Source organism: Arthrobacter sp. B1805 (assembly GCF_002929745.1).
In the GTDB taxonomy this organism is placed as follows: Bacteria; Actinomycetota; Actinomycetes; order Actinomycetales; family Micrococcaceae; genus Arthrobacter_D.
The window spans coordinates 98689-122329 of the sequence record NZ_PJIQ01000003.1 but is presented as its reverse complement, the minus strand read 5'-3'; the positions used below and the strand labels follow the sequence as shown (position 1 = coordinate 122329).

Here is a 23641-nt window from a genome sequence, read left to right as displayed (position 1 = left end):
CGTCCTCCTGTGGTGGCGTGAAGCTCTTACATTCCGGAAACCGAAGTGGTCGCCAATCTACAACATGTATGCGTAATGTATACATCTAACGCCGGTGTGGCGGGAATCACCTTCAGTCTGGAGAATTTCGATGGCACACAACCCTGGTTCGTCCGGCGTTCGCGCGCCCGGCGCCGAAACGCCCCCTCGTCCACCCGGCCTCTACAAGGCCTTCGCTGCGAGCCTCACCGGCACCGCCCTCGAGTGGTACGACTTCGCCGTCTACTCCGCGGCAGCGGCAGTCGTCTTCCCGATCATCTTCTTCCCTGCGTCCGATCCACTCACCGGAACCATCCTCGCCTTCTCCACGTACGCCGTCGGTTACATCTCCCGGCCCGTGGGCGGGATCATCTTCGGGCGCCTCGGGGACAAGATCGGGCGGAAGAAGATCCTCGTCATCACGCTGATGATCATCGGCATCGCCACGGTGCTGATCGGCGTCCTGCCGGGATATTCGTCCATCGGCATCGCCGCCCCGATCATCCTGGTGATGCTGCGCTTCGCCCAGGGTGTCGGCGTCGGCGGGGAATGGGGCGGGGCGGTCCTGCTCTCCAGTGAGTACGGCGATCCCCAGAAGCGCGGATTCTGGGCGTCGGCCGCGCAGGTCGGTCCTCCTGCCGGCAACCTGATGGCCAACGGCGCGCTCGCCCTCCTCACCGTCCTGCTCTCGGAGGAGCAGTTCCTCGACTTCGGCTGGCGCATCGCCTTTTTGGCGTCGGCGCTCCTCGTGGGCTTCGGCCTGTGGATCCGGCTGCGGCTCGAGGACACCCCGATCTTCAAGGCGATCGAAGCGCATGGTGAGCGTCCGGCTGCGCCGATCAAGGAGGTGTTCCGCAACGAACTGCGTCCGCTGATCGCCGCCATCCTGTCCCGCGTGGGCCCGGATGTGCTGTACGCGCTGTTCACGGTCTTCACGCTGACCTACGGCATCCAGGTACTCGGGTTCGAGCGGAACCAGGTGCTCACCGCGGTGCTGATCGGCTCGGGCTGCCAGCTCTTCCTGATCCCGCTGGCGGGGGCGGTCTCGGACCGCATCAACCGCAGGCTGGTGTACGGTATCGCCGCCGTCCTCGGAGCGCTGTGGACGTTCATCTTCTTCGCACTGCTCGACGGCGACAACCAGTTCCTGCTGATCATCGGCATCGTGCTCGGGCTGGCTTCCCACTCCTTCATGTACGGGCCGCAAGCCGCCTTCATCGTGGAGCAGTTCTCACCGCGCCTCCGCGCGACGGGCAGCTCACTCGCCTACACCTTCGCCGGTGTCATCGGTGGTGCCATCGCGCCCCTGATGTTCACCGTGCTGCTGAGCAACTTCGACAGCTGGGTCCCGGTGGCCGTGTATGTCGCCGTCGCCGGGGTGGTCACCCTGATCGGGCTCTCGCTCGGGCGCAACCCGCATGCCACGGAGGACGACGAATACCGGCTGATGCTAGAAGGGTCGAAGACCTGACCCTGGGATCCGCATCCTGCTCCGGGCCGCTGCTAGGCCCGGAGCAGGATGCTGCGCGTCACGGCGAGGTGGCGGCTGATCGCGGTCTCGGCATCGCCGCTCGCGAGGGCGTCGATGATGTCCTGGTGCTCGGCGCACACCTGCTGCCGCCGTCCCTCGACCCTGATCAGGGCTTCCACGCCCACGAGGACCTGCCGGACCTGCAGCTTGCGGTAGGTCTGCGACATCAGTTCATTGCCGGCGGCGTCGACCAGCGCCTGGTGGAAGAGGGCGTCCAGCCGGATGAACTCCTTCACCGAGTCCGCGACCAGTGGGTCCGGCAGGGCGGCCTGCTGGCGCAGGATGTCCTGCATGCTGTCGACCGGCGGAGTTCCGGCCGCGATGGACACACGTGCGGCATGGCTTTCGAGAACTCCCCGGAGGTCCATGAGATCGGAGACCTGCCGAGCGGTCACGATCGGTATGTAGGCCCCGCGCTGGGGGATCAGCTCGACGAGGCCGTCGGCCGCCAGGAGGAGGAATGCCTCGCGCACCGGCGTCCGGGATACCCCGATGCGCTCCGCGAGTTCCTGTTCGTTCAGGAACTGGCCCTGCATGGACCCGTCCGTCAGGACGTTCTCACGCAGGTAGGCGTATGCCTTCTCGCGGCCGGAGACGGCGCCGCCACTAGTTCTTGCCATACATTAGGTATACAACGAAAAGGAGAGACCGATGCGTGTTGCCATCGCCCAGATGACCAGCGGTTCCGATCCCAGTGAGAACCTGGAGCAGGTCGAGCGCCTCACCCGGGAGGCCTCCGCCGGTGGAGCCGACCTCGTCGTGTTCCCCGAGGCGACGATGTGCGCCTTCGGCAACGACCTCTCCGCCGTCGTCGAGCCGCTCGACGGGCCATGGGCGTCACGGGTCCGAGAGATCGCCGTCGGCTCGGAGATCGTGATCGTAGCCGGGATGTTCACGCCCGGCAGCGAGGGGCGCGTGCGGAACACACTGCTCGCCGTCGGTCCGGGTGTCGACACCAGCTATGACAAGGTGCACCTGTTCGACGCCTTCGGATACCGCGAGTCGGACAGCGTGGAGCCGGGCACGCAGGCGGTCACCTTCGCGCTCGAGGGCGCCACGGTCGGCCTCGCGACCTGCTACGACATCCGCTTCCCCGCCCTGTTCGCGGCCAATGCCGGAAAGGGCGCCCAGGTGAACATCGTCTGCGCTTCCTGGGGCGCGGGCGAGGGCAAGGTGGAGCAGTGGTCGTTGCTGGCGCGGGCGCGGGCCCTGGACAGCACCACGTTCGTCGTCGCCTGCGGTCAGGCGGACCCGGCCAGCAGCGGCATGCAGCTGACCGGATCGGCGCCCACCGGCGTGGGGCACAGCGCCGTGGTGTCGCCGCTCGGCCGGGTCATCGCCGAACTGGGGCCCGCGCCGGAGCTGGCCTTCGTCGACATCGACACCGCGGAGATCGACGACGCCCGCGGCAAGCTCCCCGTCCTGGCGAACGCGCGCTCCTTCTAGGGCTGCAGGCCGGCTCACACGCCGACATCGGTCACGCCCGCCGTGCGAGCTCCATGAACATCGTCGAATGCAGGCTGTCGACATGGGCGTGCGCGATGGCCACCGCTCCTGTGACGTCGCGCTTCCGCAGGGCGTGGACCAGGGCGATGTGGTCCTCGTTCGCCCGATGCAGCGCCTCGATGGGGTAGGGGACGAAGTGCCCGTACAGTTCCGCCAGGATCGCCGCATGCACGTCGACCGCGGCGCCGAGATGTGATGCCGCCGCCACCGAGCGATGGAACTCGTCGTCGGCCTGGTGATATTCCGACCAGTCCGTTGCCGAAGCCATGCGGCGGGTCAGGGCCTCGAGCGCCCCGAGCTCGTCGCTCGTGGCGCGAACGGCGGCGAAGTGGGTGACGGCGCACTCGGCCAGCAGGCGCCGGTCGACGAGCTCGTGTACCAGGGCTGCGTCCGTCGAGCCGAGTGACAACCGCTCGAGGGCCGCGGCCGGAGGTTCCGCCGCCACGAAGGTGCCGCCGTCGCGCCCCCTGCGCCGCACCACGATGCCTTCCTCAGCGAGGCTCGCCATCGCCCGTCTCGCGGTCATGGGGCTCACCGAGAGCCCGAGTGCCAGATCTGCCTGGTCGGGCAGTCGCTCGCCGGGCTGCAGGAGTCCGAGGGAGATGGACGTCGCGATGCGGGCGCGGACGGCGTCGATAGCGCTGCGCCGCCCGTGCGGAGGCAGGTCCCGTGCTGCCGTAAGCGGCCCCTGGGCCAAAACATCATCCATTGCTTCCCCCGTCGTAGCACCTTGGCCTTGATATTAGTTCAACCTGAGCTAATATAGCGTGAGCCCCGTCACCCTAGCCAAGGCACCCATGACCCAGCCCCTTCCGCTCCTTGCGGTCCAGTCCGAACCGATCGCCATCGGTGAGCCGTCGTCGGTCTTCGCCGGACAGGTTTCCGACGCCGTCGCCGCACATCCCGAGAGCCGCCTCGTGGTCTACCCGGAGCTGCACCTGTTCGGCGACGGCTACCCGGACCAGCAGCGCACCGAGGCACTGCAGGACGCCGCGCAGCCCCTCGACGGCCCCCTCGTCCGCGAGCTCGCCCAGCTCGCCGGCGATCTCGGGGTCTGGCTCGTGCCCGGCAGCATCTGCGAGCGCGGCCCCGAGGGGCAGCTGTTCAACACCTCGCTCGTGCTGTCGCCGCAGGGCGAGCTCGCGGCGAGCTATCGCAAGATCTTCCCGTGGCGGCCGTTCGAGCCCTACGACCCGGGGGATGCCTTCGTCACCGTCGATCTCGAGGGATACGGCCGCGCTGGCCTATCGATCTGCTACGACGCGTGGTTCCCCGAGGTGACCCGCCAGCTGGCCTGGCTCGGAGCCGACGTCATCCTCAACGTCGTCAAGACCACCACGGAGGACCGCGAGCACGAGCTCGTCCTCGCCCGGGCCAACGCCATCGTGAACCAGGTGTTCATCGTCAGCGTCAACTGCGCCGGCCCCACCGGGCGTGGCCAGAGCATCATCGTGGACCCCGAGGGCGCCGTCCTCGAGGCGATCGAGGACGACGGTCCAGCCGTCATGGCGGCCACGCTCGATCTGCCGCGCGTCGACCACGTGCGCACGCACGGCACCGCCGGCCTGAACCGCATGTGGTCCCAGTTCCGCGCCCATGAAACCCCGATTGAACTGCCCATGTACTCGGGCCGCATCGACCCCGCCACGTGGACGCCCGCGTCCACCGCACGTCAGGACTAGCCATGCAGCACCCGTCCCAGCTCACCCGCACGCTCCGGCTGCCCTCGCTCGTCCTGTTCGGGCTCGCGTACCTCACGCCCCTGATCGTCCTCGCGATCTTCGGTGTCATCGCCGAGGCGACCGGCGGCGCGTCGCCGTCCGCCTACCTCCTCGCGCTCGTCGCGATGCTCTTCACCGCGCACAGCTACGGACGCATGGCCGTCGCATTCCCGGTGGCCGGATCGGCCTACACGTACGTGCGGCGGACCATCGAAGCCCGCGTCGGGTTCCTCGTCGGGTGGGCAGTCCTCCTGGACTACCTCTTCCTGCCCATGGTCATCTGGCTGATCGGCGGGTCCTACCTCTCGGCGCAGTTCCCCGGTACGCCGATCGGAGTGTGGATCCTCGCGTTCGTGGTGGTGACCACCGTGCTCAATATCGTCGGTATCAAGGTCGCCGAGAAGGCCAACTACCTCCTCATGGCGTTCCAGCTGCTGGTGATCGCGATCTTCGTGGCGCTGACGATCGGCACCCTCGTGAGCACGGGCGGTGCAGGTGCGCTCGTGAGTTCCGAGCCCTTCATCAACCCGACGGCGAACCTCGGCACGATCGCGGCCGGCGCGGCCATCGCCGCCTATTCCTTCCTCGGGTTCGACGCCGTCACCACCCTCACCGAGGAGACGGTCGAGCCCCGGAAGACCATGCCGCGGGCCATCATGCTGATCGCGCTGATCGGCGGCGCCATCTTCGTCTCCGTGTCCTACGTGACCCAGCTGATCCGGCCCGGGGGCACCTTCGAGAACTCGGCCTCCCTCGCGTCGGACATCGCCCTGCAGATCGGCGGCCAGCTCTTCGGTGCCATCTTCCTCGCGGGCCTCGTCGTCGCGCAGTTCGCCTCGGGTCTTGCCGCGCAGGCGAGCGCCTCGCGCCTGCTGTACGCGATGGGGCGCGACGCCGTGCTGCCGCCGAAGGTGTTCGGGTTCCTGCATGCCCGTTTCCGCACCCCGGTGACGAATATCGTCATCACCGGCATCGTGGGCCTCGTGGCGGTCTTCCTGGACGTCGCCACCTCCACGTCCTTCATCAACTTCGGCGCCTTCACCGCGTTCACCCTGGTCAACGTCGCGGTCATCGCGTACTACCTGCGCGAGAAGCGGACCGGCCGGCGGCTCAACCCGGTGTCCTACGTCGTGATCCCGGCGGTCGGCGCGCTGGTGGATGCCTTCCTGCTGACGCAGCTCGACTCCACCGCCATCATGCTCGGCCTCGGCTGGCTCGCGATCGGCATCGTGGTCCTGGCCGTGATCACGCGTGGGTTCCGCAAGGCCCCACCCGAGCTGGCGTCCGTGGAGAAGGAAGCTGTCTGATAGGAGGCATGCGCGTAACCCTCGGCCAGCTGGCGTCCGGCACGGACACGTCGGCGAACCTCGCCCGGATGGACACCGTCGCCGCAGCGGCGTCGGTTGCGGGTTCGCGGCTCGTCGTGTTTCCGGAGTACGCGACCTACGAGAAGAGCCGCGTGGACAGTTCCTTCGTCGCTGTGGCGCAGCCGCTCGACGGCAGCGTCGTGCAGGCCCTGGCGGGTATCGCCAGGCGGCACGGCGTCACGGTCGTCGCCGGAATGGTGGAGACCTCCGACGAGCGGAACCGCGCCTACAACACGATCGTCGCGCTCGACGACGGCGGCGAACTCGTCGCCGCCTACCGCAAGATCCACCTCTTCGACAGCCGGGGCTTCCACGAGTCGGGCCACATCAAACCCGCGCCCGACGTCGCGCCGGTCACCTTCACCCAAGACGGCACCGTCTTCGGCTTGCTCACGTGCTACGACCTCCGCTTCCCCGGGGTTGCGCAGTCGCTGCGCGACGCGGGGGCGCAGGTGGTCCTCGCCCCGTCGTCGTGGGTGCCGGGCGCGGGCAAGGGGGACCAGTGGGACCTCCTCACCAGGGCGAGAGCCCTCGACAACGGCGTGATCGTCGTCGCGGTGTCGCAGGCCGAGCCGGTCTCCATCGGCCGGAGCGTGGTGGCAGGACCGCTCGGAGAGGTCATCGGCAGGTGCGGTGCGGGGGAGGACCTCCTGACGGTGGACCTGCCGCTCGATGCGGTGCGGGACGCGCGGTCCCAGTTCCCGCTGCAAGCGCAGCGACGCGTCTAGCAGAGGGCAGCCGCTGGAGCGCGCGAAGGTCGCGCGATGCCTCGTGCGACGGCGTACGACGCGTTGGCCGTGCGACGGAGTACGACGCGACGTCGTCGGCGCGACGTTGTCCGGCGGCGACGGAGTACGACGCGACGTCGTCGGCGCGACGTTGTCCGGCGGCGACCTCCGGCTACAGCCCGTCGGCGGCGTGGAAGGTCCGCAGGGCCTCGACGACGAGCCGGTGGTCCTCGAGCTGTGGCAGCCCCGACACCGTCACCGTGGCCACCGGCCCCACGCCCCGGATGTAGAGCGGGAACGAACCGCCGTGGGCGGCGTGGGTCGCCGTGTCGAACATCGGGTTGTCCTCCACGCGGCCGCCGTTGCGGCGTGCCCGCAGGCCGACGAGCAGCGACGGCACGAAGTAGCGCGCGGCCGTCCGGCTCTTCGCGTCCAGCCAGTAGTCGTTGTCCGGCGTGGCACCGTCGAGCGCGGCGCGGAAGAGGATGTGGTTCGGCTTGCAGATGCTGATAGCGATCGGCAGATTGCGGCTCACGCCCAGCTGGACGAGCAGCTGCCCGAGGGCCACGGCGTCGTCGTTGGTGAAGCGCGTGAACTGCAGCTCCGCTACCTCGCCCTCGACCTGTGCGATCAGCGCCTCGAGTGACTCGGTGGGCTGGTCGTCGCCTCCGTCCGGGTCGAAGGGCAGGAGGATCGTGGAAGCGGCGTCATTGCTCATTGGGTAAATCTACGTGCTTCCGGCGGCTCGGCGGACGTCCGGACACCCACGGGAGACGAAGCATTGACACGGACTCAGGAGACCTGCAACCCACCGTTGATGTCGTACGTCGCGGCTGTGATGTAGCCGGCGTCCGGACCGACGAGGAAGGCGATGAGTGCCGCGATCTCGCTTACCGTGCCCACGCGTCCCACGAGGATGTCCCGCGACATCTCGCGCTTGCGTTCCTCCGTCAGCGTGCCGCCCATGATGTCGGTGTCGACCGGACCGGGAGCCACGCAGTTGACGGTGATGTTGTGCTCGCCCATCTCGCGGGCTACCGCCCGGGTGAAGCCGATGATGCCGGCCTTCGAGGCGCTGTAGGCGACCTTGGAATAGGTGCCGCCGCCTCGCTGGGCCGAGATCGAGGAGACGCTGACCACCCGTCCGAGCTTCCGCTCGATCATGCCGCGCAGCACGCGCTGGGTGACGAGGAAGGTGCCCGTCATGTTGACGGCGAAGACACGCTCCCACGCCTCCTTGGTCTCCTGCATGAACTCCGTCGGCGAGCTGATGCCGGCGAGGTTCCCGAGGGCGACGATCGGCGGCAGCTCGGCTTCGACGCGACTGATCGCGGCGTCGACGGATGCCTCGTCGGACACATCCGTCCCGACGCCGATCGCCTGCACCCCGTGCCGGCTGGCGATGTCGGCAGCGGCTTCCTCTGCCGCGGGTCCGTCGATGTCGAGGATGGCGACGGCCCACCCCTCACGGGCGAGGCGGTCCGCCGTCGCGCGCCCGATGCCGCGCGCGGAGGCGGCGCCGGTCAGGACTGCGGTGCGGTCGGTGGGAAATTCTGCTGCGTCGGTCATTCCGGTCTCCTCGGGGTGGTGCGGTGGATGAAATGTTCGTAGTCGCCGTAGGTCTGGTCGATATGGGCTTCCATCGCCTGCCGTGACCGGAGGGGATCCCGGGTGCGGATGGCCTCGAGGACGAGCCGGTGGTGCTCGATGGCGTGGACCTGCACTTCCCTGAACGCCGACGTCTCACGGCGCATCGAGTACAGGAGCTGGCCGAGGGGTCCGAGGACCACCGGGAGGAAGGGGTTGGCGGAGGCGCGGAACACGGCGTCGTGGAACGCGAGGTCCGCCGCCGTGACGGCGTCGAGGTCCTCGGCGGCGTGGGCCAACTCCAGGTCCCGAATGGCATCCTGCATGTGGTCGAGGTCCTCGTCCGTGGCATGGAGCGCTGCCAGTTCGGCTGCCCCGGTCTCCACCATGCGCCGGATCTCGAGCAGGCGGAGCGAGACGTCGGGGGTGTCGGCGTTGGCGGCCGCAACCCGGAGGATCGCCTCCAGATCGGTCCACTGGGCCGTCGGATTGACGTACGTCCCGAGCCCCCGCTTCACCTTCACGACGTTCTGGGCCTGCAGCTTCTTCAGTGCTTCGCGGACCGTCAGGCGGCTCACGTCCGCGGCTGCGGCAAGGTCTCCCTCAGCGGGCAGTGCTTCGTTCGGAGCGTAGTCACCCTGGACGATCCGCTCGAGGAGGTCCTCGAACACGGTCTGCGCAAGCGGCTTCCTGCTCATCGCAGCGACACCCGGAACGGGCCGTCGACGTCGGCGTGAGCCATCGGCGCGGGAGGCACCAGCGCTCCGACCATCCGCATCAACACCTTCGTCGAAATAGCCCTGTCAGACGTCATACTGCCGGTGCTAGTGTGACATCCAGCACAGTGCCCGTCAACGCGTCCGATGGGGCCGTGCGACCCACCTGGACGGGCAACGAGGCCCGCCCAGCGTCCCATCAAGGAGTACGTCATCGTGGATATACAACTTCTTCTGGCGTTGGTACTGGGGATCGCCACCATCATCGTCCTGGTGCTGAAAACGCGCCTCGACGCGTTCGTCGCCCTCCTGATCGCCGCGCTCGTCACAGGCATCGTCGCAGGGCAGGCTCCACTGGACATCGTCTCGTCCATCACCACGGGATTCGGCAACACGCTCGCAAGCATCGGTATCGTCATCGGACTCGGGGTCGGCATCGGCAAGATCCTGGAGGTCTCCGGTGCCGCCAATGCCCTCGCCCTCGCGTTCCTCCGGCTCTTCGGCAAGGGGCGGGAGCCCTGGGCCCTGAGCAGTGTCGGCGCCCTGGTCTCCATTCCCGTGTTCTGTGACTCCGGCTACGTCATCATGAATCCCCTGGCGCGCTCCATCGCCCGGGTCAAGCGCGCCGGGTACATCACGCTCGCGCTCGCACTTGGCTGCGGCATGACCCTGACCCACCACCTCGTGCCACCCACACCCGGTCCCCTCGCCGTCGCGGGCATCCTCGGCGCCGACCTGGGCGCCCTGATCCTCACCGGTCTGATCTTCACGGTCATCCTGCTGCCCGTCGTGGTGTTCTACGCGAAGTGGATCGGACCGAAGATCGAACCGACGATGTCCGAGACGGTGCGCGAGACCGTGTACGGAACGGCTGGTGCGGGAGTGCGCGGGTCGACCGGCACGGCGCTCGCGGACCGCACGGCGGCCGGCGATTCGACTTCGGTCGCCGGGCATGACGACGGCGGAGCGCACGTGCCAGACGGCATCACCTCCGGTACCACGTCCGACGGCAGTGAGATGCCGGCCGACCCGTCGGTGGACCTCGGCACTCCGCCTCCGGGTGCGAAGCCCCATCGTGTCGGGGCATTCGTCGCGTCCCTGCCCCTGCTCGTTCCGCTGTTGCTCATCATCCTCAACACGGTGAGTGGAGCGATCGATCAGAGCAACCAGGGGGTCGTCGGAACCGGGGAGTACGAGCCGTCCGCATGGGCCGTTCCGCTCGCGTTCGTCGGGAATCCGGTGGTCGCCCTCGTCATCGGCGTCATCCTCGCGGTGTACACGCTGCTGCCGCGCTGGACTCCGCGCACGAAGGTGCAGGGCTGGTTCGCGGACGCAGCAGCGTCCGCAGGCCTGATCCTGCTGATCACAGGTGCAGGCGGTGCCCTGGGGCAGGTGCTGCGAAGTTCCGGCGTCGGCGATGCGCTGGCCGAAGCCATCGCCGCAACGCCGCTGCCGGCCTTCCTCGTTCCCTTCCTGATCGCGACCCTCGTCCGCATCGCCCAGGGCTCCGGAACGGTCGCCATGATCACGGCCGCCTCGGTGACGGCCCCGCTCGTCGGGTCACTCGGCATCGACCCGATCGTGGCCGCGATGGCTTGCACAGCCGGATCCATGGTGTTCAGCTACTTCAACGATTCCTACTTCTGGGTCGTGACGCGTTTCGCCGGCCTCGAGGGCACTGCGGCACTCCGCGGGTGGTCGGGTATCACGACGGCGGTGTGGGCCGGTTCCATCCCGCTCCTGTTCATCGCGAACGCCGTGCTCGGCTGATCGGAGAACGCAGAAGGGCTGCCGGCAGAACTATCGGCAGCCCTTCGGCGTTCCCGGGCGCTGGGCCCGGCCTCACGCGAGTCCAGTGGCGCCCTCTCAGAGCTCCGGCACGCAGGGGCCTGCTCCCAGCCGCGCCAGACCGGCCCGGTCGCCCTCGCCGAACGAGACCCGGCCGACGTTCTCGTGGTACATCAGTTCGTTGGGGTCCTCGACGTGGTCGAGGCCGACGACGTGCGCCAGCTCATGCATGATGGTCGCCTTCAGGTAGGCGCGTCCGCCCGGGACCCGGAGGGTCCCGACGGCGTCCGGCGCGTCGAGCTGCACCTGTCCGCCCACGTAGACGAGAGGCTTGCCCGGTGTCTGGGCGTAGTCGCTGCCACCCAGTCCGGCCACGTCCCCCGCGAGGCCCGGGATCTCGGCCGGGCTCGTCCAGGTGATGAGCAGCGGCACCCACGCTTCCCCGTACAGCTCCGGCTGGTACAGGTCGCGCTTCTCGGTGGGCGCCTCCGTCGTCGTACCGTCGTCGACGAACTGCAGTCCGGTGGCGGCGGAGACCTCGGCGACCGCCTCCTGGATCAGGCCCTCCGTTCCGGCGGGTGCGCCGTCGGGCCGGACCACGTAGTGCACCGGACGGCAGGGGTCGTAGGCGACCCACTCCTGCGACTCGACCGGCGATTCCAGGAGGGAGTAGGCCGTCGACGCCGGTGCGCGTGGAGGGGTGCCGAGAGGGGCGTCGTGAGCGCCGACCCCGCGGGGCGGCACGTCGGCGCCGGGAACGTGCGGAAGGGCGACGGGCAGGACGAACCGGTCGAACAGCGACGGCGTGAGGTACAGGACGGCGACGAGCGCGAGAACCGCCGCCGTACCGAGCCGCAGCCGGGCACGAGCGGTCAGTCGGCGCCGGCGTGTCGTCGTGGTCGTCATCGTGGGGGCGGGACGCCAGGCCGGGGGAGCGGCCGGTCGACCGAGGGCGTCGTCGATGGACCACTGGGGGACCCTGCCCGACGGCGACCGGCGCACGCCGTCGGCCCGCGTGCCGCGGTCCTCGTGATACCACTCGCGATCCATCGACCCCATTGTCCTGCTACTCCCTCGTTCCGGCTGCTCTGCTCTATCCTGCGTGCATCTCGTGGTGGTTGTCGTGTTCCGGACGGCTCTTTGGAAAAAGCTGCGCAAAGGCTGCTGTGGTGCCTCCGAATGCGTGGCGGCGAGGCCTGATGCGTGTGGCAGGCGCACCCAGGTGCCGCTGCTCGGGACGACGGCGGAAGGGCCGGGAACGACGACGGCCCCGCCTGCTGCCGGGCGGGCAGCGGACGGAGCCGTCCGGACCAGAAGGCCTAGGAGGTCTCGATGTCCTTCGTGCCGTAGTCGAACCGGAAGGTCACGGCGGTGTCCGAGAGCAGGTGCAGCTCGTGGTTCTCGCCGTCCCGCACACCGAAGCGGCCGTAGTTCTCATCCCAGGAGCCGTTGACGACGATTTTGTACTGGTACGTGCCGGCCGGAAGGCGAAGCGTCTGCTTCCAGGCGTTCCCCGCCGGGTCAAAGGAGAGCTGGAGCTCGCGGACGTCGGTGGACCAGTGGCCGGCTTCGCCGAACAGCGGATCGAAGTCGCCGGAGAGCGTGACGGACTGCGGCTGGTCGTGCCAGGCGTCACCGGCGGTCGCAGCAGGAGCGGGTGCCCCGGTGTCAGTCGACGTATCGGCGGGCGCCCCGGAGCCCGCGGGCGCTTCCTCGGCGGATACCTCGAGGGTCGGTGTGACGTCCGGAGGTGTCGGGTCCTCGGCGAGGGGAGCTTCCGCCTGCACGGCCTGCGCCTCCTCGCCCAGCTGCTCGGGCGACTGCGGCGCGTGCGCGGGAGCCTCCAATGGCTGCTCGGGGATCGGCGCGCCGCTGATCATGGCGTTGACGAAGGAGTCCGGATCGGGGAAGGCGTTCACCGCGCGGACACCCTCCTCGGTGGCGGTCCAGCCGCCGCGGCCCTTGACGAGCCAGCCGGCCTTCACGAGCTTCGACGTCGCCGTCGTCAGCGCCTTGAAGCCGCGCGGTACGCCGCCCGCGAGCAGCTCGGATTCCTTCGCGTCGAAGGGGGCTGCTGCAACGGCCTGCGACATCAGTTCGCTGGGGGAGACGGACGTGCCGGATGCCTGGTGGTCGGCCAGTAGGGCGAGGGTGGTGCGCAGTCGGGCATTGGTGCGATTCCGGGGGGTAATGACGGTCTCCTTCGTGGGGTTCAGGCAGCTGCCTGCCGTCCATCACGACCGCGGGTGCACCGCCCGTGGAGCGGTAACCAGGAGCGAATCCCCACCCTGGCGATCCCGGAGGTGCCAGGGCTGATGACGACAGCACCCTGATTTTATCGGAGCGTCCGCCCTCCAGGCACGAGGCTTCGCCGGATGACGCCTTTTATTCGCGTACCCGGTCGCGACGCGGGCCCGTCGACCGTCCTTCCTCGAGCCTGCACATGACCAGTTCCTGCCGCAAGCCGGAGGCGCGGCCTTCCAGTTGATCGATCAGGGCCTCGACACCCATGCGGCCCAGCTCGGTGCTGGGAGAGGACATGACCGTCAGTTCCGGATCGGCCATAGCTGCCATTTCCGCGGAGGACCCGACGGAGAGGACGGACATGTCGCCGGGAACGTCGATGCCCTGGTGCCGTAGTCCGCTGACGAAGCCCGTGGCGGCCAGCTCGTTCTGGACGATCACGGCGGTGGTGTCGGGGAAGGAGCGCAGGAGCTCGTGGGCGGCTGCCGTGCCGGACTTCGGGCTCGCCTCGCACGTGAGGGCGGCCGGTTCGTGGCCGAGACGGTGCATCTCGGCCTCGAAACTGTGCCGCGACCGGCTGACGGGGCCGAAGGTCCGGAGGTCGCGGCTGCCCACCGAGTCGTCGAGCAGGGCGATCCGGGAGTGCCCGAGCCCCACGAGGTGGCGGACGGCCAGAACGAGCGTCCCCTCGAAGTCGATGTCCACATATGTCAGCGACCGCGGGTCGCGGGTGCGTCCGATAAGCACGAACGGCGTGCCGGACTTCTCGAGCTCCTCGACGCGCGGATCGTCGAACTGGACCTCCATGAGGACGACGCCATCGACCAGGCCGCTCGAGGTCAGCTCCGTGGTCTGGCCGGCGTCGTTGCTGATCGGCCACATCACCAGGTTGTAGCCGAGCTCCTGCGCCGCGGCGGCCGCACTGGTGAAGAACTGCACGACGGTTCCGCTGAAGGAATGCTGCAGCGCGGGAAACAGCAGTGCGATGATCCGCGTGCGTTTGCCCGCGAGGGCGCGACCGACGATGTTCCGGCGGAAACCGAGCTCGTTCATGGCGGCCTCCACCTTGGCGCGGGTGGCGGGGGCGACCGGTTTCGTGTTGTTGATGGTGAACGAGACGGTAGCGATCGATACGTTGGCCAGTCGCGCGACGTCCTGCATGGTGGCCATGGAAACCCTTCTCGGCGTGGAAGCGGCGCGTGTTCCGGCGCCTCGTACATCGTCAGCCCTATCGATGAAGTAAAGCGTTTAGATGCACCCTTGACAAGTCCGAGCGATACCGGGCAGACTCCTTCCCACGGTCCGGTTAAGCGTTTTACCAGCCGCAGAGGACATCCATTCGATGAGGAAGGAGTTGGGTCGTGCCGCAATCGCCCACGGCGTCCCTCCTCGGGAGGCCGTCCGTCCAGGCAGCAGAGTCCGGAGCTCGAACGGCGGCGCCCCGCCCCTTCGACCCCTGCACCCGCGCTGAAGGCCCTGATTCGAAACGGTTCGTCCGCGACCACGTCCGGGTCCGAACGCCTGCCCGGGCCGGAGCCCCGGCGCATAGCCTCCAGCACCACGGCACGTCCTGACAGCTCGTCCACCGTCATCAGTTCATCCGTTCATCAGTTCACCAGGCAAAGGAGCCCCCCATGAAGCGCAGAATGACCGGCCTCACCGCGATGGCAGTCCTCGCACCCCTCACCCTCACCGCGTGCGGCGGGGGCGGCGGCGGAAGCACGGCAGGGGGCGACGTCGAGTCCCTCACCGTCGTCGACTACTACAACAACGAACCCGACAAGACGCTGGTGCAGGAAGCCATCGACCGCTGCGCCACCGAGCTCGGCGTCACCATCGAGCGGGAGACCGTCCCCGGCAAGGACCTCATCCAGAAGGTGCTGCAGCGGGCGTCGTCGAAGACCCTTCCCGACGTCCTCATGATCGACAATCCCGACGTCCAGGAGATCGCCGCGACCGGCGGACTGTCACCGCTGAGCGAGTACGACGTCGACACGTCGGGCTTCGCCGAGGGCATGCTCGAGGCAGCGACGTACGAGGGCGAGGTCTACGGGCTGGCGCCCACGGCCAACACCCTAGGCATCTTCTACAACACCGAGCTGCTCGCGGCCGCCGGCGTCGAACCCCCCACGACATGGGACGAGCTGAAGGCCGCGGCCGCGAAACTCACCCAGGGCGAGACGTACGGCGTCGCGTTCTCGGGTATCGCCACGTACGAGGGCAGCTGGCAGTTCCTCCCGTTTATGTGGTCGAACGGCGGCGACGAGACCGACCTGACGAGCCCGGAGGTCGCCGAGGGCCTGGCGCTCTGGAAGGACCTCGTGGACAGCGGGTCGGCGTCGAGCTCGGTCATCAACTGGTCGCAGTCCGACGTCAAGGATCAGTTCGCGGCGGGCAAGGCGGCCATGATGGTCAACGGGCCCTGGCAGATCCCAGCCCTTCAGGAGAGCCCGGACCTCGCGTGGGACTCCGTGCAGATCCCGGTGAACGAGCCCGGCCAGACGTCGATCGCGCCGCTCGGCGGCGAGGTGTGGACGGTCCCGGTCACCGGGGATGACGCGAAGCAGGCCAAAGCCGCCGAGTTCGTGCAGTGCATCAGCAACGACGAGAACCAGCTCGCCCTCGCCGAGGCGCGCTACACCGTTCCGACGAAGACCACCCTCGCCGAGGAGTACGTCACCCGCGTTCCCGAGATGGAGTCCTTCACCGAGCAGGTGGCGAACGCCCGCTCGCGTACGGGCCAGCTCGGCGAGCAGTGGCCCGAAGCCGCGACGGTCATCTACAACGCCGTCCAGCTCGCCCTGACGGGCAAGGCCTCCGCTGAGGAAGCGTTCGAACAGGCCTCGGCGGGATAGCGCGGGCATGACTCCCCAGCGAGTATCAGAAACGGCGCCGGAGGCGTTTCCCGGAACACGTCCAGCGCCGACGACGGCGGCGCCCACTCCTGGTGCGCTGCCCCCGGTCCGCACGCGGAAGCGGCTCACCCGCGAAGGCGTGGTCCGCCTCCTGTTCGTCGCGCCGGCGGCCCTCTACCTCCTGCTGTTCTTCGGCTACCCCGTGGTCAAGAACGTCACCATGAGCCTGCAGGCCTACACCACGAAGACCTTCTTCACCGGTGAGGCGCCCTGGGTGGGGCTGGCAAACTACGAGGCGGTGCTGAACAGCAGCCTCTTCTGGCCCTCGATGGTCAACACGGCACTGTTCACGGTCGGGTCGATCGCGGGGCAGTTCCTCATCGGGCTGGCGCTGGCCTGCTTCTTCAAGCGGCGCTTCCCGCTGAGCAACTTCCTGCGCTCGATGCTCCTGCTGCCGTGGCTGCTGCCGCTGATCGTGTCCAGCGCCACGTGGCGGTCGATCCTCGACCAGGACTCCGGCATCCTCAACCGGTTCCTCGGAACCTTCGGGCTCGACGCCGTGCCGTGGCTGACCAGCCCGTCGGTGGCGCTCATCGCCGTCGTGCTGGTGAACATCTGGGTGGGCATCCCGTTCAACGTGACCATCATCTACGGGGGTCTGCAGGACATCCCGGACGAGTTGTACGAGGCGGGTGCGCTCGACGGTGCGACGGGCTGGAAGGCGTTCTGGAACATCACGCTGCCCAACCTGAAACCCGTCATCAGCGTGGTGCTCGTGCTCGGCGTCGTCTACACCATCAAGGTGCTGGACATCATCCTGGGCCTGACCAACGGCGGACCGGCGAACGCGACGCAGACGCTGTCCATCCGCTCGTACCAGGAATCGTTCATCAACTTCGAGTTCGGCGCGGGTGCTGCCTTCAGTAACATCCTGATCCTGATCTCGCTGGTGTTCGCCGTCATCTACCTCCGCGCCAACCGGCGCGCGGTCGACGAGTAGGGGAGAGACATGACCACTCTTGAAGCTCCGGCCCTCTCCGTTCCGGCGCAGCGCCGGGCGGGCAGGCAGCGTACGCGCTCCGCCGGCTACACCGCGCTGGGCATCGTGTTCCTCGCCGTCATGCTGTTCCCCGTCTACTGGATGGTGAACGCGTCGCTGCAGCCTTCCGGCAATACGCTCAACGCCAGTTTCTTCCCCTGGAACCCGAGCTTCGACGGGTACGCCCGGGCCATCTCGGAGCAGGGGGCCAACCTGGTGACGAGCCTGATCATCTCGCTGGGCACCGTGGTGTTCAGCCTGCTGGTCGCGGCGCCGGCGGCGTACGCGCTCGCCCAGTTCCGGTTCCGCTGGGTCAACATCGCCCTGCTGGCCATCCTGATCTCGCAGATGATCCCCGGGATCGTCATCGCGAACGCGCTCTACGCGGCGTACAACGACCTCGGGCTGCTCAACAGCATCCCCGGGCTGATCCTCGCGGATGCGACGCACGCCATCCCGTTCGTCATCCTCATCATGCGGGCTTTCATGATCGCGATCCCCACCTCGATCGTGGAGGCGGCGAGGGTCGACGGCGCGGGCCTGGTGCGTGCCTTCGTGTCGATCGTGCTGCCGATCAGCCGCAACTCGCTGATCACCGCAGGGCTGTTCGCCTTTCTGTTCTCCTGGAGCGACTTCCTGTTCGCCCTGACCCTCACCACCACGGACGAGGTGCGGCCGGTCACCCTCGGCATCTACCAGTACCTGGGCACGCAGGTGTCCAACTGGAGCGCAGTCATGGCCACCGCCGTCCTGTCCTCCCTGCCCGCGATCGCACTGCTGATCCTGGCCCAGAAGTTCATCGCTGCCGGTGCAACCGGCGGTGCCGTCAAGTAGTTCTCCATCCGAGAGTTAGGAACACCATGAACACCACACAACCAGTGCGGGTCCTCGTCTGGGGCGAGAACCGCCACGAGCAGGTCCAGCCCGAGGTCCGCGCGATCTATCCCGAGGGCATGCACACCACCATCCGCGAAGGCATCGAGGAGAACCTGGGGGAGCGGGCCCAGGTCCGCACGGCCACCCTCGACGACCCCGAGCACGGCCTCACCGAGGAGGTGCTGCAGTCCACCGACGTGCTCGTGTGGTGGGGCCACGCAGCCCATGCCGAGGTGTTGGACGACGTCGTCGAGCGCGTCCACCGCCACGTCCTGGCGGGCATGGGTCTGCTCGTGCTGCACTCGGGCCACTGGTCCAAGATCTTCGGCAAGCTGATGGGGACGTCCTGCACGCTGCGCTGGCGGTCCGAGCGGGACCGCGAAATCGTGTGGACGGTCAACCCCGCGCACCCGATCGCCCAGGGCGTGCCGCACCCGTTCATCATTCCGGAGCAGGAGATGTACGGCGAGTACTTCGACATCCCCGCGCCGGACGAGCTGATCTTCCTCAGCACCTTCAGCGGCGGCGAGGTGTTCCGCAGCGGCTGCACCTTCAAGCGCGGCTTCGGGAAAATCTTCTTCTTCAGCCCCGGCGATCAGGACTACCCGGTCTACCACCACAAGGACGTACGCAGGGTCATCGCGAACGGCGTCGAATGGGCGAAGACACTGCGCCCGGAGCGCACGGATCCCGTGCTGCTGCGCTACGAGACCGAGGACTTCTACACGGGCCACGGCTACCAGGGGGCGATGAGCACGTGATCACCTTCGCGACCCTCGATATCACCGGGCCGCTGCGCATCGTGCAGGTGGGCGCGGGCGGCATGGGCAGGGCGTGGATCCGCACGCTGCAGGCCAACGACGACGTCGAACTGGTCGGGCTCGTGGACCTCAACCTCGACACCGCGCAGTCCGCGGTGGAGGAGTTCGGGCTGGACGTGGTGCTGGGCACGAGCGTGTCCGAGGTTGCGCTCGCGACGGGTGCGCACGCCGTCGTGAACGTGACCGTGCCGGCGGCGCACCATCCCGTCAACGTCGAGGCGATGTTCGCCGGGCTGCCGGTGCTGTGCGAGAAGCCGGTGGCGCCGACCGTCGCCGAGGGGCTGTCGCTGGCCGCCGCGGCGGAGGTCTCCGGGCAGCTGCTCATGATCAGCCAGTCGCGCCGGTACTTCCGCGGTCTCACCGAGCTGAAGGCGATCACCGGCGGGCTGGGCGACGTCGGCGTGGTGACCACCGAGTTCTTCAAGGCGCCGCACTTCGGTGGATTCCGCGAGGAGATGGCGCATGTGCTCCTGGTGGACATGGCCATCCACCCGTTCGACGCCGTGCGGTTCCTGCTAGACCAGGATCCGGTGTCGGTGTACTGCGAGGAATTCAACCCGTCGTGGAGCTGGTACAGCGGTGACGCCGCGGCCACGGCCGTGTTCACCATGAGCGGCGGCACGCGCTACGTGTACACGGGCAGCTGGTGTGCCGACGGGCTGGAGACGTCGTGGAACGGTGCGTGGCGCGTCAACGGAGCCGGCGGATCGGCTGCGTGGGACGGGGACGGCTCGCCGGTCTCCGCGCTGGTGCCCGACGGCGCTCCAGCCTCGACCGCACCGGCTTCGCACGACGAGGAGATCGCCGGTGCGCTCGCGGAGTTCGTCGCGTCCTTGCGGTCCGGCGAGGTGCCGTCGGGGGAGGTGCACTCGAACGTGCTGAGCCTCGCGATGGTGGAGGCCGCGGTGCAGTCGGCGTCGTCGGGGCAGCGGGTGCTGATCGACGACGTCGTCGAGGAGGCCTACCGGGCCGCTGTGGCATCGGAACGGCGTGCGGACGTGCGCGCTGCGCTGGAGTCGTGGGGCTCCGCGAGGGCGCGCGTCGGGGAGGTTCAGGGCGCCCGGTCCGCGTAAGACCGGGCTGGTGTCGGGACGGCGATGGCCGGGCTGGTTGCAGCCCAGCCGTCGCCGTTCGCGCTTCCACCCCCCCACTGTCCCTGCCGTCGTCACTCCGGGTCCGCCGCGCATTCACCTCCCCGCCATCTTGGATTCGTACACAGGAAGGAACACCACCGATCCATCACCCGGGAGAAGCATGCCTCCGTCCAGTCCGTTTCATCGCGCGCTCACGAAGTGCGCTGCCGCCGGCGTTGCTGCCGCCGTCGCCGGAGCCTGCCTGTTGGCACTCCCGGCGGAAGCCGCCGTCGTGCCCGAACCCATCACCTACTCCGCTCCCGGCGCGGCGCTCGGGCTCACCCCGCTCGGCTCGTACGAGAGTGGCTTGTTCGACGAGTCGGCTGCCGAGATCGTCGCGTACCACGCGGGCACCAAGCGCCTTTTCGTCGTGAACGCACTGCTGGGTGCGGTGGACGTGCTCGACGCCACCAACGCGTCCGCGCCGGAGAAGCTCTTCACCCTGTCGGCACCCGGCGTCGCCAACTCCGTCGCCATCCGCCCCGACGGCCTCGGCATAATCGCGCTCGAATCGACGGTCAAGACCGACGCCGGGTCGCTCGTCTTCTTCGACGCGGCCGGTGAAGGCGCGATTCTCGGGTCGGTGCAGGTCGGGGCGCTGCCGGACATGGTGAGCATCTCCAAGGACGGGACGAGGGCCGTCGTCGCCAATGAGGGCGAGCCGAACGACGAGTACACCGTCGACCCGGAAGGCTCCGTCAGCGTCGTGTCACTGCCTGACACCGTGTCGGCTCCACAGCAGGAGGCCGTCCGCACCGCAGGCTTCGGAGCGTTCGAGGCCGGCGGAGGCAAGGCACTGCCCGACGGCGTCCGCATCTTCGCCGGGATTCCCGGCTCCGCGCGTCCGGTCTCGGAGGGGCTCGAGCCCGAGTACATCGCGATCGACGGTGATACCGCCTACGCAGCGCTGCAGGAGGCGAACGCCGTCGCCGTCGTCGACCTGGTCTCCGCCACCGTCACGGACATCTGGCCGCTAGGCGCCAAGGACCATGGGCTCCCCGGCAACGGGCTCGACGCCTCCGACCGGGACCCCCGGGACGCGCCGACGCAGAACATCCGCACCTACGAGGGACTTCACGGCCTGTACATGCCGGACGGCATCAATGCCTATGCAGCGGGCGGCCAGACCTACCTGGTCACCGCGAACGAAGGGGATGCCCGCGAGTGGGGCAGCTACGCGGAACCAGCCCGTGTGAAGGACCTTGGCACCGGCGATCTGCCGCCGCTGTGCGCGACGAGCCCCCTCGTCGGACTCACGGGTGACGCCCTGCTCGGTCGCCTGAACATCAGCACCGCGAGCGGCCTCACCGAAGCCGGTTGCTACGACGAGCTTCACGCGTTCGGCAGCCGCAGCTTCTCCATCTGGACCACCAGCGGACAGCAGGTCTTCGACTCCGGCCAGGACTTCGAGGAGATCACCGCCGCCGCCAGCCCGGAGTTCTTCAACTCGAACCACTCCGAGTCCAACCTCGAGGGGCGCAGCGACGACAAGGGCCCCGAGCCCGAGAACCTGGCCATCGGCGAGGTCGGCGGGCGTACGTACGCGTTCATCGGCTTCGAGCGCGTCGGCGGCATAGCGGTCTACGACATCACGACCCCTGCAGCCAGTACCTTCGTCACCTATGTCAACAACCGGAACTTCGCCGAGTCCGTCGAGGACGGCGGCAACCTGGCGCTCGCCGGCGACCTCGGGCCCGAAGGGCTGGCGTTCATCCCGGCGGAGGGCTCTCCCACGGGTCAGCCGGTGCTCGCCGTCGGCAACGAGGTCTCCGGAACCACGACACTCTTCGGTATCAACGACCTCACGGCTCCGGAGACGACCACCCTCCAGGTGCTCGGCATCAACGACTTCCACGGGCACATCGAGGCCGATGGCGCCGAGGCCGGAGCTGCCGTACTGGCAGGAGCGGTGGACGCGCTGACGGTGGAGAACCCGAACACGCTGTTCGTCTCCGCGGGTGACAACATCGGAGCCTCGACCTTCACCTCGTTCATCTCCGAGGACAACCCCACCATCGATGCGCTCAAGGCCGGAGGGCTCGACGCTTCCGCGGTCGGCAACCACGAGTTCGACAAGGGCTTCGCAGACCTCACCGAGCGGGTCCTCCCGCGCTTCGGCGGCACACAGTTCGGCCTCGGCGCGAACGTCTACGATGCCGCAACGGGCGAACCTGCGCTCGACGAGTACTACATCGAGGAGGTCGACGGCGTGAGCGTCGGCTTCATCGGTACCGTCACCGAGTCCACGCCGTCGGCCGTATCACCCGCCGGCATCGAGGGCCTGGAGTTCGGCAGCCAGCTCGAGGCAGCCAATCGGGTCGCAGCACAGCTCAAGGACGGCGACGAGGCCAACGGCGAGGCCGACGTCCTGGTGCTGCTGGCCCACGACGGGTCCGAGACCTCGGACTGCGCGACCATCGCCACCGAGGCGACGGTGTACGGCGAGTTGGTCCGTGGTGCGGACGCCGGGATCGACGCGATCCTCTCCGGCCACACGCACCAGCAGTACAACTGCTCGTTCCCCGTGGCAAGCCGGGAGGACGGCCGCGAGCGTCCCGTCCTGCAGTCGGGCCAGTACGGCACCACGCTGGACCAGCTGCAGATCGAGGTGAACCGGGCGGACAACTCGATCGTGTCGGTCACCTCGGCGCTCCTGCCGCTCACGGCCGACGGGAAGCCGCTGTACGCCGCGGATCCCGAGGTCGAGCAGATCGTCGCCGAGGCCGCAGCCGCTGCCGAGGAGCAGGGTGCACAGCCGGTCGGGTCGATCACCGCGGACATCCTTCGCGGCGGCGTCAACGGCTCCGACCGCGGCGTCGAGTCGTCGCTGGGCAACCTCGTGGCGGACATCCAGTTGTGGGCGACGTCGAACGAGGAGTTCGGCGGCGAGCCCGCGCAGATCGCGCTCATGAACCCGGGTGGCCTGCGGGCGGACCTGCTGTACGGCGAGGACGGCGTCGTCACCTACAAGGAGGTGGCCACGGTGCAGCCGTTCGCGAACACGCTGCTCACGATGGACCTCACGGGTGCGCAGCTGAAGCAGGTGCTGGAGGAACAGTGGCAGCCGGAGGGCGCGTCGCGTTCGAAGCTGCACCTCGGTATCTCCGAGGGCTTCACCTACACCTACAACCCGGACGCTCCGCGCGGCGAGCACATCGTCTCCATGAGCTTCGAGGGCGCGCCGATCACCGACAACCAAGTGTTCCGGGTGACGACCAACTCGTTCCTCGCGGCAGGAGGCGACAACTTCGTCACGCTCGCCGAGGGGACCAACCGGGCAGACACGGGCCAGGCAGACCTCGCAGCGACGGTCGCGTACTTCGAGGCGTTCAATCCCGTGGAGTCGGCGCCGCTGGGACGCGCGGCGGTTGCCGGTGAACCCACGCCTCCTACCGGTGACCCGACGGATCCTCCGACGGATCAGCCGACGGATCCGGCAACCGATCCGGCGGGCGACCCCCTCGCTGACGGCGGTGCCGGGAATGATTCCGGCAGTGGTTCCGGGGATGACGACGAATCCTACGGATGGGGCGGGAACCTGGCCCAGACCGGCGCCAACGTCCTGCTGATCGCAGGGATCGGACTCGTCCTCGCACTGCTGGGCGGCGTGCTCCTCCTGCTCCGGCGTCGGCGTCCCGGAACGGCCGAGGGTGGCAGCCCGCAGGGCTGATCCTCCACCCGACACAGAAGATCCCCCGGCGCGCGCTGCGC

At 68.5% G+C, this 23641-nt stretch carries 20 protein-coding genes; 12 read left to right on the top strand and 8 right to left on the bottom strand.

Annotation, left to right across the window (positions count from 1 at the left end):
* The first annotated feature begins 130 nt into the window (after positions 1–130).
* The gene (locus CXQ96_RS04635; RefSeq protein WP_104116873.1) at positions 131–1489 is read left to right on the top strand and encodes an MFS transporter; all 1359 of its coding nucleotides are present in this window, start codon (positions 131–133) and stop codon (positions 1487–1489) included.
* A 32-nt stretch (positions 1490–1521) separates the two neighbouring features.
* Here the strand turns inward: CXQ96_RS04635 and CXQ96_RS04630 are convergent, their stop codons facing one another.
* A complete protein-coding gene (locus CXQ96_RS04630; RefSeq protein ID WP_104116872.1) occupies positions 1522–2169 on the bottom strand; it encodes a GntR family transcriptional regulator in 648 nt (215 codons plus the stop codon).
* Between the two features lie 31 nt (positions 2170–2200).
* Between CXQ96_RS04630 and CXQ96_RS04625 the strand changes: the two genes are divergently transcribed.
* Positions 2201–2995, top strand: coding sequence for a carbon-nitrogen hydrolase family protein (locus CXQ96_RS04625; protein WP_104116871.1), 795 nt, complete (start codon positions 2201–2203; stop codon positions 2993–2995).
* Positions 2996–3026: 31 nt separating this feature from the next.
* Here the strand turns inward: CXQ96_RS04625 and CXQ96_RS04620 are convergent, their stop codons facing one another.
* The gene (locus tag CXQ96_RS04620) at positions 3027–3764 is read right to left on the bottom strand and encodes a FadR/GntR family transcriptional regulator (protein WP_104116870.1); all 738 of its coding nucleotides are present in this window, start codon (positions 3762–3764) and stop codon (positions 3027–3029) included.
* A gap of 88 nt (positions 3765–3852) precedes the next feature.
* Here CXQ96_RS04620 and CXQ96_RS04615 point away from each other — a divergent pair, with 88 nt between their 5' ends.
* From CXQ96_RS04615 to CXQ96_RS04605, 3 genes are read left to right on the top strand one after another with little or no spacing between them, the layout of a single operon-like run.
* On the top strand, positions 3853–4737 hold the full coding sequence (locus CXQ96_RS04615; protein WP_104116869.1) for a carbon-nitrogen hydrolase family protein: 885 nt from the start codon (positions 3853–3855) through the stop codon (positions 4735–4737).
* Between the two features lie 2 nt (positions 4738–4739).
* On the top strand, positions 4740–6083 hold the full coding sequence (locus CXQ96_RS04610) for an APC family permease (protein WP_104116868.1): 1344 nt from the start codon (positions 4740–4742) through the stop codon (positions 6081–6083).
* 8 nt (positions 6084–6091) lie between these two features.
* Positions 6092–6871 (top strand): carbon-nitrogen hydrolase family protein, encoded by a 780-nt coding sequence (locus CXQ96_RS04605; protein ID WP_104116867.1) that lies wholly within the window; start codon positions 6092–6094, stop codon positions 6869–6871.
* A 172-nt stretch (positions 6872–7043) separates the two neighbouring features.
* Here the strand turns inward: CXQ96_RS04605 and CXQ96_RS04600 are convergent, their stop codons facing one another.
* From CXQ96_RS04600 to CXQ96_RS04590, 3 genes are all read right to left on the bottom strand, one after another.
* Complete coding sequence (locus tag CXQ96_RS04600; protein ID WP_104116866.1) at positions 7044–7589, bottom strand: heme-degrading domain-containing protein; 546 nt, start codon at positions 7587–7589, stop codon at positions 7044–7046.
* A gap of 74 nt (positions 7590–7663) precedes the next feature.
* Positions 7664–8440 (bottom strand): SDR family NAD(P)-dependent oxidoreductase, encoded by a 777-nt coding sequence (locus tag CXQ96_RS04595; RefSeq protein ID WP_104116865.1) that lies wholly within the window; start codon positions 8438–8440, stop codon positions 7664–7666.
* Positions 8437–9156, bottom strand: a complete 720-nt coding sequence (locus tag CXQ96_RS04590) for a FadR/GntR family transcriptional regulator (RefSeq protein WP_104116864.1) — start codon at positions 9154–9156, stop codon at positions 8437–8439. The genes CXQ96_RS04595 and CXQ96_RS04590 overlap by 4 nt, the downstream gene beginning before the upstream one ends.
* Positions 9157–9390: 234 nt before the next feature.
* Between CXQ96_RS04590 and CXQ96_RS04585 the strand changes: the two genes are divergently transcribed.
* On the top strand, positions 9391–10944 hold the full coding sequence (locus tag CXQ96_RS04585) for a GntP family permease (protein WP_219816090.1): 1554 nt from the start codon (positions 9391–9393) through the stop codon (positions 10942–10944).
* 96 nt (positions 10945–11040) lie between these two features.
* Here the strand turns inward: CXQ96_RS04585 and CXQ96_RS04580 are convergent, their stop codons facing one another.
* The 3 genes from CXQ96_RS04580 to CXQ96_RS04570 all read right to left on the bottom strand — a co-directional run bounded on the left by CXQ96_RS04580 (position 11041) and on the right by CXQ96_RS04570 (position 14376).
* Positions 11041–12012, bottom strand: coding sequence for a peptidase (locus CXQ96_RS04580; protein ID WP_104116862.1), 972 nt, complete (start codon positions 12010–12012; stop codon positions 11041–11043).
* A gap of 269 nt (positions 12013–12281) precedes the next feature.
* Positions 12282–13055 (bottom strand): glycosidase, encoded by a 774-nt coding sequence (locus tag CXQ96_RS04575; RefSeq protein ID WP_104116861.1) that lies wholly within the window; start codon positions 13053–13055, stop codon positions 12282–12284.
* A 292-nt stretch (positions 13056–13347) separates the two neighbouring features.
* Positions 13348–14376 carry a LacI family DNA-binding transcriptional regulator gene (locus tag CXQ96_RS04570; RefSeq protein ID WP_104116860.1) on the bottom strand — a complete coding sequence of 343 codons (1029 nt, stop codon included), beginning with the start codon at positions 14374–14376 and terminating at the stop codon, positions 13348–13350.
* Between the two features lie 464 nt (positions 14377–14840).
* Here CXQ96_RS04570 and CXQ96_RS04565 point away from each other — a divergent pair, with 464 nt between their 5' ends.
* The 6 genes from CXQ96_RS04565 (at position 14841) to CXQ96_RS04540 (ending at position 23600) form a co-directional block, all read left to right on the top strand.
* Positions 14841–16061 (top strand): extracellular solute-binding protein, encoded by a 1221-nt coding sequence (locus CXQ96_RS04565; protein WP_104116859.1) that lies wholly within the window; start codon positions 14841–14843, stop codon positions 16059–16061.
* Between the two features lie 7 nt (positions 16062–16068).
* A complete protein-coding gene (locus CXQ96_RS04560) occupies positions 16069–17061 on the top strand; it encodes a carbohydrate ABC transporter permease (RefSeq protein WP_104116858.1) in 993 nt (330 codons plus the stop codon).
* A 9-nt stretch (positions 17062–17070) separates the two neighbouring features.
* Positions 17071–17934: a carbohydrate ABC transporter permease gene (locus tag CXQ96_RS04555; protein ID WP_104116857.1), complete on the top strand. Its 864-nt coding sequence runs from the start codon at positions 17071–17073 to the stop codon at positions 17932–17934.
* A 26-nt stretch (positions 17935–17960) separates the two neighbouring features.
* Complete coding sequence (locus CXQ96_RS04550) at positions 17961–18737, top strand: ThuA domain-containing protein (protein ID WP_104116856.1); 777 nt, start codon at positions 17961–17963, stop codon at positions 18735–18737.
* Entirely contained in the window at positions 18734–19870 is a 1137-nt protein-coding gene (locus CXQ96_RS04545) for a Gfo/Idh/MocA family oxidoreductase (protein ID WP_308662491.1), read from the top strand. The genes CXQ96_RS04550 and CXQ96_RS04545 overlap by 4 nt, the downstream gene beginning before the upstream one ends.
* A 181-nt stretch (positions 19871–20051) precedes the next feature.
* Positions 20052–23600, top strand: coding sequence for a choice-of-anchor I family protein (locus CXQ96_RS04540; protein WP_104116854.1), 3549 nt, complete (start codon positions 20052–20054; stop codon positions 23598–23600).
* Positions 23601–23641 lie beyond the last annotated feature (41 nt).

Coding starts and splice junctions, on each gene's coding strand:
- CXQ96_RS04635 (WP_104116873.1), top strand. CDS start 131: ATGGCACACAACCCTGGTTCGTCCGGCGTTCGCGCGCCCGGCGCCGAA.
- CXQ96_RS04630 (WP_104116872.1), bottom strand. CDS start 2,169: ATGGCAAGAACTAGTGGCGGCGCCGTCTCCGGCCGCGAGAAGGCATAC.
- CXQ96_RS04625 (WP_104116871.1), top strand. CDS start 2,201: ATGCGTGTTGCCATCGCCCAGATGACCAGCGGTTCCGATCCCAGTGAG.
- CXQ96_RS04620 (WP_104116870.1), bottom strand. CDS start 3,764: ATGGATGATGTTTTGGCCCAGGGGCCGCTTACGGCAGCACGGGACCTG.
- CXQ96_RS04615 (WP_104116869.1), top strand. CDS start 3,853: ATGACCCAGCCCCTTCCGCTCCTTGCGGTCCAGTCCGAACCGATCGCC.
- CXQ96_RS04610 (WP_104116868.1), top strand. CDS start 4,740: ATGCAGCACCCGTCCCAGCTCACCCGCACGCTCCGGCTGCCCTCGCTC.
- CXQ96_RS04605 (WP_104116867.1), top strand. CDS start 6,092: ATGCGCGTAACCCTCGGCCAGCTGGCGTCCGGCACGGACACGTCGGCG.
- CXQ96_RS04600 (WP_104116866.1), bottom strand. CDS start 7,589: ATGAGCAATGACGCCGCTTCCACGATCCTCCTGCCCTTCGACCCGGAC.
- CXQ96_RS04595 (WP_104116865.1), bottom strand. CDS start 8,440: ATGACCGACGCAGCAGAATTTCCCACCGACCGCACCGCAGTCCTGACC.
- CXQ96_RS04590 (WP_104116864.1), bottom strand. CDS start 9,156: ATGAGCAGGAAGCCGCTTGCGCAGACCGTGTTCGAGGACCTCCTCGAG.
- CXQ96_RS04580 (WP_104116862.1), bottom strand. CDS start 12,012: ATGGATCGCGAGTGGTATCACGAGGACCGCGGCACGCGGGCCGACGGC.
- CXQ96_RS04575 (WP_104116861.1), bottom strand. CDS start 13,055: ATGTCGCAGGCCGTTGCAGCAGCCCCCTTCGACGCGAAGGAATCCGAG.
- CXQ96_RS04570 (WP_104116860.1), bottom strand. CDS start 14,376: ATGGCCACCATGCAGGACGTCGCGCGACTGGCCAACGTATCGATCGCT.
- CXQ96_RS04565 (WP_104116859.1), top strand. CDS start 14,841: ATGAAGCGCAGAATGACCGGCCTCACCGCGATGGCAGTCCTCGCACCC.
- CXQ96_RS04560 (WP_104116858.1), top strand. CDS start 16,069: ATGACTCCCCAGCGAGTATCAGAAACGGCGCCGGAGGCGTTTCCCGGA.
- CXQ96_RS04555 (WP_104116857.1), top strand. CDS start 17,071: ATGACCACTCTTGAAGCTCCGGCCCTCTCCGTTCCGGCGCAGCGCCGG.
- CXQ96_RS04550 (WP_104116856.1), top strand. CDS start 17,961: ATGAACACCACACAACCAGTGCGGGTCCTCGTCTGGGGCGAGAACCGC.
- CXQ96_RS04540 (WP_104116854.1), top strand. CDS start 20,052: ATGCCTCCGTCCAGTCCGTTTCATCGCGCGCTCACGAAGTGCGCTGCC.